Origin of the sequence: Citromicrobium bathyomarinum, from assembly GCF_038594605.1 — a bacterium.
GTDB classification, from domain to species: Bacteria; Pseudomonadota; Alphaproteobacteria; order Sphingomonadales; family Sphingomonadaceae; genus Alteriqipengyuania; species Alteriqipengyuania bathyomarina_B.
In genome coordinates this window covers 1-15,272 of sequence record NZ_JBCFZM010000003.1, presented here as the reverse complement: position 1 = coordinate 15,272, position 15,272 = coordinate 1, and the positions used below count along the sequence as shown (strand labels likewise).

The window sequence follows — 15,272 nt, the reverse complement described above, 5'->3', positions numbered from 1 at the left end:
CATGGCATTGAAAGACGATCTCACGGATGCTGCCGACGGCATCCTTGGAACGGCGTTCGAGGAACGCGAGGGCAAGAAAATACCGACATCGGACGACATCGCCCTGTCGAACGGAGCCGTGAAGCTGGATGCCGCGTTCCTCTATGCCGATCTCGCGGGATCGGGCGTCATCGCAAAGGTTTGTCCATGGGACACAACGGCGAAAATCATCCGCGCCTATCTGGACTGCTCGGTACGCATCATCAGAGCGCAAGGAGGTGAGATACGAAGCTTCGATGGCGATCGCGTGATGGGTGTGTTTATCGGCGATAGGAAGCGAACGGACGCAGTGAAGGCCGCCCTGAAAATTCAGTGGGCTACTGAAAATCTGATTCAGAAAAAGGCGACAGCCCGGTTCAACTCGGTAAAGAATAATGACGTGAAGATCCGGCAAGCGTGCGGCATCGATGTCGGAATCTCCAGAGCGGTTCGCGCGGGCATCCGCAATAACAACGATCTCATTTGGATTGGCCGCCCGCCAAGCTTTGCGGCGAAGCTCTCCGATAATCGGGAATATCCCTACTGCACCTTCATCTCGGCCGCGGTGTATGACGCAATGTTGGACGAAGCGAAGCTGAGCAAAGGGGTGAATATGTGGGAAAAGCGAAGCATGAAGTTCGCTGGCGTTGACGAAGACGTCTACCGCTCAAATTACGAGTGGACGCCGTAACCGCGTTCAACGCACCCTATTTCGACCAGACGATTACCCTCTCAGCGAAGGTGCCGGCTATCGTTCGTTGGCGTGAAGCTGATCCAGAATATCAAGCGCAACCTCCCGAATTTCCTTGGCAACAGCTGGCGATTCTCCTCGGTCCAGCTTCAACGCTATCGAGAGCGGCTCCACTGTCCGGCCTTCTTCGGAGTCGAGCAGTGCGCTCAACTCATTACTAAGGCCAACACGGGCAAGCTCCAGGCTTGTGTCGACAAAGCTCGGGATGAGCTCACGGCGCGTCTCCAATTCCGGCAGTGCGGCACCGAGATGGGCGATCGCCGCCTGGATATCGCCACGCTTGGCTTCGAGCGGCGCGAGAAATAGCCGTGCCTCGGTCAGATCCGGGTCGCGTTTGAGCGCTTCGGAGCCGTCCTCGATCCGGAACTGCAGTTCGCGATCGGTCAACTGTGCACGCGCCAAAAGGCATTTGGGATTGTCGGGGTCAGCCTCCATCGCCCGGCCAATCAATGCCTGCGCTTCGGAAGGCGCAGAGATACGAGCGAGTCCCGTCAGCGCCGATACGCCAATGTCATTCAGGGCTAGGGCGGCTTCGAAATGTTCGCGCGCACCATCCTCGTTATGCCGACGGGCCGCGATGTCCCCCTGAAGTACAAGGCTGCAATAGCAGTCTTCATTTGCGGCAAGTGCCTCGTTCAGCAATTCGAGCGCGTCGTCATCGTCGCCATGATGGACGAGTAGCTCGGCAACTTCGCGCATCGGACCGCATGCACCGCTTTCAAGAACTGCCTCGACGGCCTTCCGCAGTGCCGACTCCGCCTCGGCATCCGAAGCGGATTTCTCCATCAGCAGGCGCGCCAGCCTGACCCAGGCCGGCTCGCCCTCCTCGAGTGTCGTGGCGTGGCGATAGGCCTTCTCGGCGCGATCTCGCTGACGGCTCGCGCTATAAATATCTCCGGCCGCAATCCATGCCCAGGCATCGTCGGCATGCTTTTCCAGCATGGCGTCGACTAACTTGGCAATCGCTTCGAAAGGTTCGCCCAAATTGCGCATGGCAGTGGCCAGCATCCGGTAGATCACAGGGCTATCGGCGCCGGTCGCAATGCTCCGATCTAGTGCAGCGCGGGCCTCGGCAAATTCTCCCTCGGCTGAGAGAAAGGCGCCGAGATCGGCCCAGGCCATCCAATCGTCGCCGTGCTCGGCCACATCCCGGAGCAGCATTATCGCCTCTGGCGCACGACCGGTTCCGCTCAGCAAGCTGGCCAAGAGGTGCCTGGCTTCGGAACGATCAGAATGATCCTCGAGCGCCTGACGAAGCGCTGCCTCGGCTTCATCCTCCTTGTCCTGACGCATCAGGATTCTGGCAAAGTGCGCGGTCGCGTCATCTGTCAACTCGCCGAGCGCAGCCGCCCTGCGATACAAATAGAGCGCACCATCTTCATCATCATTCCGATCGCGCAAACGCGCCAGATGAAGGATCGCCGGCGCGCAGCCGGGGTCGATTTCCAACGCGCGATTGAATGCCGCCTCGGCTTTCTCGGTCTGGTCGGCGAACGACAGCATCAGCCCGTACATCGAATGTGTGCCGGGATTGTCCGGTTCTTGCTCCACGGCGCGCTCGGCCGCCAGAACGGATTCCTCATGTTCGTGGAGTTGAAGATGCGTGAACGCCAACTGTATGAATGGCATCGGGTTTGATGGGGAGATAGCGGCGGCATCAGCGAGCAAAGCCTTCGCCCGGTCGGTATCGTCGCTCTCGAGCGCATCGTGTGCCTCGCGAAGAAGTCTGTCGACAGCGGCATCGCCGTCGCTTTCGTCGAATTCCGCTTCGATCAAGCTTGGCGCGACTTCCGCCGGCAAACCGTCCTGACGCAGCGACTGGAGGAAATCAGCGGGCGTTTGCGCGAGGATACGTGCGCGGACCGTTTCGGGCTGCCCCATCAAAATGGCGTCGAAGGCCCAATGATAGTCGGCACGCTTGGTGGGCTCAAATCGGCAGGCTTCATCGACGAGTTTGGCTGTTGTCGCGACCAGTTCGTCACGATCGTAATATTCGGTCATGAAAGCGACAAGTGCGCGGACCCGGCTCGAAGGATGGCTGCGTCGCCTCATCAGGTAGTAGATATTGAACAGCCGCTCAGCGGCGTAATATAGCGCCGATCGTCCGCGACCTTGCTCCTTGATCACCGAACCGCGGTCGCTCAACCGGCCAAGCATAGCGGAGGCCGTGTTGACATTGACCCGCGCTGCCGCCGCGATCTGCTTTGCGGTGCTCGGATCCCATGCGTCGAGCAGCGCGGCGAACACCTTCCGCTCGACTGCTGGAAGCATGTCGAGCTGGCTTTTGAAATATTCGGTGTTCTGATCGATCAGCTGGTTAAGGTTTTCCATGAGATCGCCAAGCGAAGGCATGCGCATAAAATCCGCAAGAATATGAATTAGTCGCGGGCTGCCGCCGGTCAGAATCTGCAACGGTCGGATGCGGGCACGCGGCACGTCGTGCGTGGTGAGGGAGGCCCATAGCGCATGGCATTCCTCAAGCGTCAGTGGCCGGAGCGGCAGGATGCGATAGCCGTCGAGGGGGCGCCCCGAACACTCGTCGGTCGATTGCGCCACGGAAGTTGCGAGTACGCCGAAGAGCGAATCGTCGGCCAAGGCGGTCAGAAGGATTGAGCGGTCGCTGCCGATCTGATCGTTCAGCAGCATGTGGAAGTTCTCGACGACCACAAGAAGCCGCTTGCCAGCGGCTGCCGCCACTTCGCGCAAGATCTCCAGGCAGCGCTGCAGCAGGATTGTTTCGTCGGCGATCGTCACCGCTTCGCGGTGCCGGGCCTTGAGGTTCGCATCGCCGGCATCATCGGCGAGATAGAACAGACATTCGAGGAAAAATTCCCCTGGCGTGGTGACCGTATAGCTTTCTTCGCCAAGGAAAATCGGCTGCCACAATGCGTGCAGCGTTTCATCGGTCCTGATTTCAGCCAGCACGCGCCGACACAAGGTGGTTTTCCCAGCACCTCGCGGTGCGACCAGAATGACCCGCGGCGCCGCCGTCTCCCCGCGCAGGATCGTGAGCGTCTCTGCAAGCTCGGGTTGTCGAACGATGAAATTCGATACGGCCTCATCATCGGACTGAAAGGCCGGATTGAATTTATACGCCATCGTCAGCGTCGCTCCATGACCTGCACCAGTGAGCACCCCTAGCTGCCATCAATTCTGTTGGCAAACGGAAAAACATGGTTTATGGCTTGCCAACAAATCTGCTGGCAAATCGCCCTAAGCGGAAAATGAACAGGGATTTCAATATCATGGCAAAGAAGGTGTGGAAGAGCGAGACAACCGACAAACGGGTGGCAACCCGCTTGAAGGAGGTCGAGACGGTCGAGATCAAGGACTATGTGCGCGATACCGACCTGCATGGGCTCGCGCGGAACAAGGCGTATCGCGTTGACGGCGTCCATGTTTATGCGGACATTCTCAACTTGGGCGAGATGCTGCAGTCGACCGAGGTCGAGGGCGAGACGTGCCACAAGCGGACCCTTCGCTTTCTCAACCTTCATTATCGCGCCGTCTACCGGATCATCGCCGGGGTGGATGCGATTCAGGTCGATTTTCACAATCAACGGCTGCATCTGGTGGTCGCCAAGCCGTATGGCGACGAAGCCGCGCGCGTGCACAAGGCGGTGGCGATCGGCCAGCTGATTATGGATGTCCTGGCAAAGACCGGCGAGGATGGTGACGACAAAATTCCATCGGCAAAGGTCAGGGTCGGCATTGACACAGGCCTGGCCCTGGCGGTTCGGAACGGCCGGCGTGGCAGTTCCGAGCCGCTCTTCCTGGGCGTACCGGCAAACCATGCCGCCAAGCGCGCCGGGGGCGGAACCAACACCGGCATCTATCTGTCCAACGAAGCGCGCGGCGCCATCGACTTGGATGCGGTGGATGACGAAGATATCAGCGCGCTGACCCCAGCCGAGGTGGGCGATAGCCAGGAAGAAGCGGCGCTCGCCGTGACCGCGGATGGTATCGTCCGGGATTGGAAAAAGGACCTCGAAGCCAATCCGATCGGCAAGTTTTCGTTTAGCGGGCATACCCCGCCGTTCGCCGATCTCGATCTGGAGGTGCTGACGCCTGGCAATTCGCGCCGCAACGACGCGATCTCGGTTTATGCGGACATCGACGGCTTCACCGCTTATGTTGCCAACCATATCGACGACGACGATGATGCAATGGACGTCGTGCGAGCACTGCATGTGCTGCGCGCTGAACTCGACGCCGTGCTCACCGAAGATTTCGGCGGGCGGAAAATCCGGTTTATCGGCGACTGTGTCCACGGCGTCATCGGTGAAGGCACCGCGCAGACTGCCGACACCGAAGCAAGCGCGAGCACCGCAATCCTGTGCGCGGGCGGACTGCGCAGCGGCTTCGTCCGCGCTTTGGAGTTGCTTGAGGACGAGGGCGTCGACGTTGCCGGTCTCGGGATCGCAATCGGATTTGATGCCGGCCCCGTCGCACTGACGCGCCTGGGCATGAAGGGGTCGATGATCCGCTGCGCGACGGGGCGAGCCATCCTGGCTTCGGAGCACGAACAGCGTCGATGCGCCGGGGATGAGACCGCGGTCGGGGCGGTCGCGTATGGATGGTGTTCCAACGCTGGACAGAAGATTTTCGGATCCAGCCGGAAGCGCTCAGGCCTGACCTATGACGTGGCGCTTGAGGAACTCGCCGACGAAGGGGATACGACGGCTGCGGCCGCCAAGGTCGCGAAGGCCGCGATGGCGATGACGCTTCTGGAGCCGATCATTGCCGCGCCGGCCGCTGCAGCGCCGAGCGCATTCCGCTTTCCGAATCGCGATGCCACGCCGACCAAGCCAGCAGGCTTCGCCTGATGTGGTATATGCGTGATCTGGGCCGCCTGGCATCCGAACAGGCAGCCCTTGCCGACCTTGAGAGGCGTGAGGCTTGGTTCACCGTCGCCAGCATCTATTTCGACGATCAGGTCCGGCTCTGCTTCGATGCCGAGATCGAGATCGGCCCGAAGCGCTATCCGATCCGGCTGACATATCCGCAGACATTTCCTTACACCCCGATCTCGGTTCTTCCCCAATCTCCCGAACGATGGTCGGAGCACCAATGGGGACGCGGCGAACTATGTCTCGAATGGGGCCCGGACAATTGGACGCCCGACATCACGGGTGCCCAGATGGTCGAGAGCGCTTACCGGCTTTTGCACGGTGAAACGCCGAATGATGTCGAAGCGCATCCGGTCCTGCCATCGCGCCACGTCGAAAGCCTGGGTCAGCAACTGCGCGCCTCGGCCGTGGGCTTTGTCCTGACCCGGGCGCTTGCGAGCAAGCTCGATGCAACGCCAGGCCCGCAACTGCTGCCGATGGACTTCTTCATGCGCTCGACGACGCACGTAGTGATCCCGCTGACAGTCGGCGATGAGGACCCTGTTTGGCGTGACCCGACGGTCCCGGAAGCCCTGAAGGCATCTAGCCTGACCCTGAAGGGGCATGTCGCCATTCTACCAGCCGGAATGCCGATTCCTGCGCTGGGAACTGCTTCTGGGTTAAAGAAGGCTCTTGCCGAAGCGGGCTGCAGCTATCCCGAGGGCTATGTCTCCGACGTGCTGGATATGTGCCTGGTGCACGCAGATGGCGTCGCCCGTCTGTTCTGGGTGAAGGACGGGGCCGACACCGTCACAGAATTTAAATGCCTTCCCGAGGGCGGCGGCGTTCGCATGGAGCCATCTCGCGCGGCCCTTGGGACCATGACCGTGGGTCTTGTCGGGTGCGGCTCGGCTGGCGGCAAGATCGCGACCAGCCTGGCCCGCAGCGGCGTCGGCAATTTCCTGTTTGTCGATGACGATGTGATGCTTCCCGAAAATCTTGTTCGGCACGATCTCGACTGGGACGCGGTCGGCGATCACAAGGCTGAGGGGCTGAAGCGCCGGATCGAGATGATCGTGCCGGCCGCCAAGTGCACCGTGCGCCGTCAGCAGCTCGCCGGACAGGAGAGCAGCGGCAGTATCGACGGCGTGCTGGCGCTTTTGCAGACCTGTGACCTGATCATCGACGCGACCGCCAATGCGCGCGTGTTTAACTTGCTCGGGTCGGTTGTCGCCGCAGCCCGGAAGCCGCTCCTGTGGCTGGAGATTTATGGTGGCGGGTTCGGCGGAATGATCGCCCGGTCGCGGCCCGGTCTCGATCCTGCGCCGCAGATCGCGCGAGCGCGGATCGAAGCGGTGTGCTTGGAGAAGAACGTCGTCGCGCCGCGTGCAACCGCGGGGTACGGGATCGACGCTTTGAGTGGCCCGATGATCGCCGATGATGCCGACGTTGCCGTGATCGCAGCGCACGCCACGCGATTCGCTATCGACACACTCCTGTCGCCTGGCGAGTCGGCTTTTCCCGTCTCTGCCTATCTACTCGGGCTGAAGGCGGAATGGCTCTTCTTACAGCCGTTCCACACCTTTCCGGTAGACCTCGGCCAACCGGAGCCGGAAGTCACGCCGGCAATGGATCCAAACGGCTTGGCCACCGTGCAGCGCCTGATCAAGGAACGTCATGATCGTAACGCTGCCGCCTGATCTCATCGCGAAGTTCGAAAAAGCGCTGTCGCGCGCCGGCACCCGTGAAATTGGCGGTGTGCTTGTGGGCGAGCACGTCGCAGACGAAGAATTCCGCGTGGTCGATCTGTCGGTTCAGCGTTCGGGCGGAACCGAGAGCTGCTTCGTTCGCCATCCCAAGAAACATCGTCGCTTCATGCGGAGCTTCTTCCGCCGAACCGGCGCCGACTATGCGCGCTTCAACTATCTGGGCGAGTGGCATTCCCATCCCCTATACCTGCCGGTTCCGAGCACCACCGATCTGGCGCAGATGCAGCTGATCGTAGAAGACGGCTCCGACGCGCCGTTGTTCGCGGTCCTGCTCATCATCCGCCTCGACGGCGGCGAGCGTATCGAACTTGGCGCAACGGCCTTCACGCCAGGATCGGCGCCGACGCGGGTCGAGATCCGCGTTGAGCCGAGGCCGGCCGATGATCCGACCCTTTCCGGCAAGCCCACCCTATGGTCTTGGAAGCGGTCAGGCTGGTGGCGCAGGAAAGACATCAACAGGAGGAACGATTGAGCTTGAAGAAACGATATGAGGATCGCGCGGTGTTGATCGACGCGCTGCTCGGCCAGAAGATTATTCGCGGCAACGAGACGATCGCTGCGGCCTTTGCCGATGCCGGCGATTTGGTCGAATTCGCCGCGGGCAAGAATATCATCGAGCAAGGTGACAGCGATCGGTCGGTACATTTTCTGCTGTCCGGCCGAGGCCTAATCATCATCAACGGGGTGCGCCTCTATCACCGCGAGCCACCCTGCACCATCGGCGAGATGTCGGCCATAAATCCCAGCATCGGCCGATCCGCGTCCATCGAAGCGGTCGAGGACGTGGTCACGTTGAAAGTTGGCTATGAGAAGTTTGCCGAGGTCGGCGAAGCGCATCCCGAGATGTGGCGCCTCGTCGCCCGGGACCTTGCTGGGCGGCTCGAACAGAGGAATCGCTTCGTAAACCGTGCCAATATACGCCCCCGGGTGTTCATGATCTGCTCTGCGGAGGCGCTACCGATCGCAAAGTCCATTCGCGTCGGGCTTTCCCACGATGCGGACATTGAGATCTGGAGCGACGATATGATCTTTCCGGCCGGCGGGTATCCGATCGAAGCCCTAGAGGAGCAGGTCAACATTGCAGACTTCGGCGTTGCGCTCTGCGAGCCCGATGATCTCGTCACAGCTCGCGGCAAGACATCGGCGGTCCCGCGCGACAACGTCATCTTCGAGCTCGGCTTTTTCATGTCCCGCCTTGGCCGCCATCGCACTCTGTTGCTGGTGCCGCAACGCACCGATGTGACACTGCCGTCCGACTTCAAGGGTCTGACGCCGCTTCCCTATGCAACTGCTGACAAAGCCAGTGCTCGGGCTGTGGCGCTCGGCCCCGTGATCGATCGGATCAGTGCCATCATCGAGGAAATGGGTGTTCGCGCTTCGCTAATCGAGAAAAATTAGAACAGCCAGGTCAATCGCCGGTCATTGGGCTGCGCCAGCCCGGTTACCATTTGAAGGACGTCGATAACTAAATGCATTTTCCTCGAGGATCGATGTTTCGTTGGAATTGGGGGCTAGTCCCTACCGATGGCGACGTTGTTCCATTCAGCCGACTCAAGGCCGGTAGCGGTGGGGCGGGGAGAAAGCTTCGCAAACATCACTATTTGTCGATCACCTATATGGCGGGTTTCACAGGCCCGGACGGCCGAGTCTGGGCTTACTTTGACGACAAACCTGATGACCCGCAGCCATCACAGCCTGGCTCGATCGCGTATCGCAAACTATATTATTCGCTCCCATCCAAGGATGGCGGACGTGATGACACGTCTTGGGAAGATCATTGGAATCGTGTGGAGACTGTGTGGCCTATCACTGTCGCCGCCGCGCGTGCGAAGCGCCTTTCGCCGGCTATTTCCTTCAATCTACTTGGGATGGTTGCGATCCTAATGGCGCGTGTGCCGGCGGCGCGTGAACGACATGAATATCTGCTGGCACAAAAGATGCGCGCGGAGATCCAGACTTTAGAAGCGGTCGGGGCGCTGCCCGCGGATCTGGCGGAATATGCTGGGAAGCTCGACCACGTCCCCGTTGGCATCAATCCCGAGCAGAGCCTAGCCAATATGCCCCAGGACATTATGGGTAGCGGCGATTTGGCCTTCCGGATGGGCTTTGAGGTCCTCCACAACAAGACCGACTTGCCGTTCCTGACTACCGACAATCCAGTTTGCTTCTACGATCCCGACCAACCAGTTCATGCTCGCATACCCTACCCCGAGGATGGAGAGATCGAGCTCATTTTCCCAATCGATGCAGGTATGGTGCTACGCGGATCGACGCGCCTTCGTCCGGTAAACAGCGTTATGCGGCACCGTGTGCTGAGCGACAAGGCGAAGGTTCGCAAGATCAACAGGACGGTCGCTCAGTTCGGCTATCGGCTCTATATTGCTCGGGACCGCTCTTGCGACGACCTGGTGCGGCATTACGCCGCGACCGTGCCCACGGTGCATGTCGATGTAGAGTTCGAGCCTGGTCATCTGCGAATGATTTGGCGGCATCTATTTGGGAAACGGCCCATTCTGTCGCCCTATGTTGATACCCCAGAGAAGGCTGCGCGATTGACAGAGACTATGGAGCAAGATGGATTCTTTAATTAGCTCCCTCCCTTGTGCGCCCGTAGTCGATACTTGCCACCCGGAACTTGTTCACCCGCTTTCGGTCCTTTCTGAGCCGTATGCCGAGCATCTCGTTTACACCGAGAGGGCCAGTGTCTCGGATGTCTGCTTCCTTGTTTCTCGAGCTGAAAGCTGCCTTGCAGCTACCGACCCAGTTGCCACAATTTCTGGCGGTTGAATGAACGGCAGCTACCGACGGACGATTTCGGGGCTGCGAACGGCGGCTCTGGCGGCGGCTGCAGATACGCTGCCTCAGCACTAAGAATGTCAGGATTCAGGAGTATTGGGACGAACGCCGCACTAGGAGAATACGAAAAGGCGGTCCGTCCCGATTGGGACGGACCGCCCGCCGAGTGACCTGGACCTGTCAGGAGGGGTCAGGCAGCCTGCTCGGCTATCTCATCAGCTGTAACATTGCTGACCGGCTCATCCGCTTCGGCGTCAACCGGTTCGACCTCTTCGGCACCGGCGAAACGCATGATCGAAGGCACCCAGGCCTGCGCCCGTTCCTTGATATGTTCCTCGCCGATGAAGTTGCCCGAGAAGATGCGTTCGGCAGCGCTTGCCAATTCGGACTTCTTGGAGGCGGCATAGCGACTGACCAGTTCGGGACCGCCGGCGGCATCGAGCGCTTCAAGCGTGCGGGCCTTGGCCACACGATCGAAGTAATTCGTCGCCGTGGGACGCCACCAATGCGCGGTCTCGATTTCGAGAAGTGAGCCGAGCGCCTCGTGCAGCGGCACCGAGCGTTCGCCTTCGCAGGCGAGACTGGCGACAAGCGTGCGCGAGACGACATGACCAAGCCAAGCCGAGCGCGCCTCGTCGGAGAGCGCCCGGAACCTCGCAAACCGTTCGACGTCGGTCTCGCCGACACGCCAGCTTTCATCGAGCGACCCGGCGAACTCGGCAAGGGCAGCACTTGCCGGTGCGTCCTTGGCTTCGAACCCGGTGACGGGGCCGGACGCGACAGAGCCGACCAGCGTCGATGCCTTCTTGGCCCGCCAGTCATGTCCATCAGCATCAGCGAGCGTGAAGACCATGAAGTCGAGCGCCAGTGCCGGATCGTTGGCGAGATGGATCGCCAAGATGTCGCGGCGCTGCATTGCAAGCTCGTCGAGCAGGCGCTGTGAGAGCGCGCTCCCCTTGGGCTTCGCCGTTCCACCTTCCTCGATGGCCTCGACCACACCTTCGTCAGCGATGACTTCGGTCTCGGTATAGAACTGCGGGACCAGTGTCGGTTCGCCATTGCGCGAGAGGACGAGGAAAGCACCAGCCTCGGATTTTAGTTCGTCGGCAAGCACAGGGGGACGATCATTGAGCGCGCGCATGGCCCGGTCGACAACGACGAGTTCCTGCTCGGCTTTGGCGATCTCCTCCTCGTCGCTGTCCTCGTCTTCGAGCACGGCAGCGACGCGGTCGTAGTCGGCCTCGAGCTCGCCGAGCTCCTGCGCTTCCTGCTCGGTCATCGGCGCAGGCTCGCAGGGCAAGCGACCGAGACCTTCTACAAGGTCATGGCTGACATAGGTGCCAAGGGTCGGGCGCACCCAGGCAAGGCCATATTCGAGTGCGGTCTTTTGTGCCGCCTCTTCCATGGCCTTGTGCGCGAGGTCTTCGAGCAGCGCGACATCGATCCAGCTTTCGCTGGCATCATCGTCGAACAGTTCGCGCTCGATCCGGCCGCCTGCGGCGAGGTAGGCATCGCGTCCGACGAGCACGGCACGCGGATCGGAACCGCGCACCGTGGCATCAAGCACCATGCGGCGGATGGTGTCAGGGGTGACCTGGTACCAGGCGTCCTGCAGCTCGGCATAAACATGCGCCTGGCGCTCGATGTCGGAGATCGCGCCGTAGGCCTTGGCCATGTCGAGCGTGATCGTACCCTCAGCGAGTGCTTCGAAGACGCAGGGTGCCAGACTTGCCAAACGCAGGCGCCCTTCGACGAAACGGACGGTGAGGCCGAAGCGGCGCGCCACGTCTTCGGTGGTAGCGCCCGCCTCGATGATCGCCGCGAAGGCCTGCGCCTCGTCGGCGGGGTTCATCGCGAGACGCTGGAAGTTCTCGGCAAGGCTGGCCTCACGCACTTCGCTTTCCTCGCCTTCGATGACGAGGCAGGTGACCTCGTGGTTGTCGGGCAAGGTGCCATCTTCGGCCAGCGCCTGCAGCGCGGCGAGACGGCGACCACCGGCCTCGACCTCGAATTTGCCGCGCTTTCCTTTGCGCACGACGAGGTTCTGCAGCAGGCCGCGCGCAGCAATGTCTGCCCGCAGCTGGAGGTCGGCCAGCACGTCGCTCGATTTGCGAACGTTGCGCGGGCTCGGAACAAGCTTCTTCAAGGGGATCGACTGGATCATGGGTGTTCTCCTGATGGAATGAAGGCGCAGGTGAGGATCACGAGGCCCACAAGCCCAAAGGGCTCCCTCCACTCTCATTCTTAGATTGGGGTTTGCCCGAGGGATCAGGCGGCAAGCGCGGGGAGGACCGACGAAGCTCTCGAAACCGGGACAAACAGCCGCGTGCGGTAGCGGATGATCTCGGTGAAGCAGCCCTTGCCCTTGTACCAGTCGAGGCGATCCGGCGAGAATCCGGTCAGTTCAAGGCGCTGTTCGCCGCCGACCAGCGATCGCTTGACGGTCAAGGCATCGTGGCTTGCGAGGACCAGCGGCTTTCCGCTTGAGAGGACCAGGTCGCCGATCTGCTCTGCAGCTGGCCCGGTAACTCCGCAAAGGCCAAAGGTATCGGCAATTGCCGCGAGATCGACATCGAGCACTTCGCGCCCGATGATCGACTGGCCGTCCTCGGCAACGAGCCGGGTGACGCGGACATGATCGCCGGGAAGGCGCTTCCAAACCGGAAGCAGAAGTCCGGTGGCGAGATGGACGCGCTCGGTGACCGATGATTTGGCCGCCTCTTCTTCCTCGGTCCGCCAGGTGCTGGTGAATGCGGTGACGCCAATTTCTTCCCAGTGGCTCTCGGCGAGTGCCTCAAGGGTCCGGTTCGCGGACTTGAGCGGGCGCAGCAGGCGCCGGCGTTCGATCACGGCCCCGTCGTCGGCGATGAGGCGACGGGCTGGAACCGACAGCGCGACCTTGCCTGACCGCATATTGCGCATCGGGATCGCGTGCCGACTGCCGATCTCGTGCATCCGCACCAGGCGCTGCAATCGCAGAGGCCGAAGGTGCCTCGTCACTTCGAGCGAGACGAGGCGGGTCTCGGCTCCGGTCACGGGATCGGTGCGCAGGAGTTCATCGGCGAGGACCGTGAAGCGATCGACCCTCACGGTCTCCAGTCCCTGGTCGAGCGTTCCGGCCTCGCGCGCAGCTTCAATCCGCGCTTCGACGAGGCCGAGATATTCGTCGAAGATCGCGTTCTGGAGTGCGATCGGTAGCGCGAGGATGCGGTTGAGCCAACGCTGGATCGTCGGGAGATTGTCGGTCAGTCCGCCATCGGGGTTTTCAAGGCGGAGGCCGGTACGTTCGACGAAGTTGCCGAAGGTGGTGGCTTCGAGCTTGCCGTCATAGAGCAGCTGGAACCAGCGGCTGAGCGCGTCGCGCGCATAGTCGCTTTCGAGATTGTCTGCCGGGTCGAACAGGTTCTGCCCGCCGGTCTGGCGCTGGCCGCGCGTCAGCGCACCCAAGGCATCGAGCCTGCGCGCAATGGTCGAGATGAACCGGCGTTCGCCCTTCACGTCGGTGGTCACCGGTCGGAACAGCGGGGCCGAGGCCTGGTTGGTGCGGTTGGTGCGGCCGAGCCCCTGGATAGCGTTGTCGGCCCGCCAGCCCGGCTCGAGCAGGAAATGGACTCGGCGCTGCTGGTTCTTCGCATGAAGGTCGGCATGGTAGGATCGTCCCGTCCCGCCCGCATCCGAGAAGACGAGGATGCGTTTGGTCCCGTCCATGAAGCTTTGCGCTTCGGCGACATTGGCGCTGGGGCTTCGCCGTTCGAGCCTCTGCTGACCATCGCGCCCCAGGACCAGCCTGCGGGTCCGACCCGTGACTTCGGCCACGGCTTCGGCTCCAAAGTGTTCAATGATCGCATCGAGCGCAGTGGCGATGGGCGGCAGCGCGCAGAGCTGCTCGATCAGCGCATCGCGCGCGGCCATGGCGCGCGGGCAGAAAACGGGATTGCCCAGCTCATCGCTCATCGCCTCGGAGCGAATATTGCCGTCCTCGTCGGCGAAGACCTGCATCAGGCGCACCGGAAAGCTCTTGGTAAGGTAATCGATAACGTATTCGCGCGGGGACAGATCGATATCGAGCGCTTCACGCTCCTCGTCGGAGAGGTCGGCAAGGCGCCGGTCGAGCATCGCCTCGGCGGTCGAGACCAGCTGCACGACTACCGAATGGTCTTCGCCAAGCGCCGCTTCCATCGCCGGAATCAGGCTGGGCAGCTTCATCGAGAGCAGGAGCTGGGCAAAAAATCGCTGCTTGGTGCCTTCGAAGATCGAAAGCGCTGCCGCCTTGGCATTCCGGTTGAGCGTATCGCCGCTGTCCTCATCGACCACACGGGTCGCCTCGAGCGCGGCTTCGAGATTGCGGTGAATGATCGCCCAGGCATCAGCATAGGCGTCGTAGATCCGCACCTGCGCTTCGGTCAGGCAGTGCTCTAAGATCTCGTACTCGACCCCGGCGAAGGACAGCGCACGGGCAAGATAGAGCCCCTGGGCCTTGAGATCACGGGCGACGAGCTCCATCGCCGCGACGCCGCCAGCGCGGATCTCGGTCATGAATGCCTCGTGGGTCGGAAAAGCGGTCTCGGGTCCCCAAAGGCCGAGGCGGGAAGTGTAACCGAGGTTGGCGATATCCGAAGCGCCAGTGGCAGACGCGTAGAGCACGCGGGCGCGCGGGAGATGGTTCTGCAGCCTGAGGCCCGCCATCCCTTGTTCGGAGCCCTTGACCTTGCCGCGGATTGAAGAGCCCCCGAGCGCATTAGCCATCGCATGGGCTTCGTCGAAAGCGATCACGCCGTCGAAATCCTCGCCCGCCCAGGCAAGGATCTGGTCGAGCCGCGTATCCTCGGCGCGGCCCGAGCGCAGCGTCGGATAGGTGACGAAGAGGATGCCTTCGGACATCTTTACGGGCTGGCCGAGTTTCCAGCGCGAGAGCGGCTGGAGATCGAGCGGCAGCCCGCCAAGGGCTTCCCAGTCGCGGCGTGCATCTTCGAGCAGCGCCTCGTTCTTGGTGATCCAGACATGTCGGCGCTCGCCTGCGAGCCAGCGATCCATGATGACCGCGGCGATCTGCCGTCCTTTGCCCGCTCCGGTTCCGTCGCCGAGGAAGAAGCCTTGGCGGTAGGAGTC

9 protein-coding genes are annotated in these 15,272 nt (G+C 61.6%); 6 read left to right on the top strand and 3 right to left on the bottom strand.

Translation table 11 applies throughout. From position 1 onward, the window contains the following. The first annotated feature begins 1 nt into the window (after position 1). A complete protein-coding gene (locus AAG612_RS11480; RefSeq protein ID WP_253521879.1) occupies positions 2–709 on the top strand; it encodes an adenylate/guanylate cyclase domain-containing protein in 708 nt (235 codons plus the stop codon). A gap of 57 nt (positions 710–766) precedes the next feature. On the opposite strand, the gene AAG612_RS11475 is transcribed toward AAG612_RS11480, so the two are convergent. Then, positions 767–3,868 (bottom strand): tetratricopeptide repeat protein, encoded by a 3,102-nt coding sequence (locus tag AAG612_RS11475; RefSeq protein ID WP_253521877.1) that lies wholly within the window; start codon positions 3,866–3,868, stop codon positions 767–769. Positions 3,869–3,993: 125 nt separating this feature from the next. On the opposite strand from AAG612_RS11475, the gene AAG612_RS11470 reads away from it, so the two are divergent. The 5 genes from AAG612_RS11470 to AAG612_RS11450 all read left to right on the top strand — a co-directional run bounded on the left by AAG612_RS11470 (position 3,994) and on the right by AAG612_RS11450 (position 9,958). After that, on the top strand, positions 3,994–5,595 hold the full coding sequence (locus AAG612_RS11470; RefSeq protein ID WP_253521875.1) for an adenylate/guanylate cyclase domain-containing protein: 1,602 nt from the start codon (positions 3,994–3,996) through the stop codon (positions 5,593–5,595). Next, a complete protein-coding gene (locus AAG612_RS11465; RefSeq protein WP_322295778.1) occupies positions 5,595–7,298 on the top strand; it encodes a ThiF family adenylyltransferase in 1,704 nt (567 codons plus the stop codon). The genes AAG612_RS11470 and AAG612_RS11465 overlap by 1 nt, the downstream gene beginning before the upstream one ends. Continuing rightward, positions 7,276–7,839: a Mov34/MPN/PAD-1 family protein gene (locus AAG612_RS11460; RefSeq protein ID WP_253521870.1), complete on the top strand. Its 564-nt coding sequence runs from the start codon at positions 7,276–7,278 to the stop codon at positions 7,837–7,839. Before AAG612_RS11465 ends, AAG612_RS11460 begins: the two co-directional genes overlap by 23 nt. After that, on the top strand, positions 7,836–8,765 hold the full coding sequence (locus tag AAG612_RS11455) for a TIR domain-containing protein (RefSeq protein ID WP_253521868.1): 930 nt from the start codon (positions 7,836–7,838) through the stop codon (positions 8,763–8,765). Before AAG612_RS11460 ends, AAG612_RS11455 begins: the two co-directional genes overlap by 4 nt. 203 nt (positions 8,766–8,968) lie before the next feature. Continuing rightward, positions 8,969–9,958: a DUF4238 domain-containing protein gene (locus AAG612_RS11450; RefSeq protein WP_253521864.1), complete on the top strand. Its 990-nt coding sequence runs from the start codon at positions 8,969–8,971 to the stop codon at positions 9,956–9,958. Between the two features lie 395 nt (positions 9,959–10,353). Here AAG612_RS11450 and AAG612_RS11445 read toward each other — a convergent pair whose 3' ends face one another. Continuing rightward, positions 10,354–12,327, bottom strand: a complete 1,974-nt coding sequence (locus tag AAG612_RS11445; protein ID WP_253521862.1) for a ParB/RepB/Spo0J family partition protein — start codon at positions 12,325–12,327, stop codon at positions 10,354–10,356. Between the two features lie 104 nt (positions 12,328–12,431). Beyond that, on the bottom strand, positions 12,432–15,272 hold a 2,841-nt coding region (locus AAG612_RS11440), incomplete at its 5' end, for a strawberry notch family protein (protein WP_342510350.1).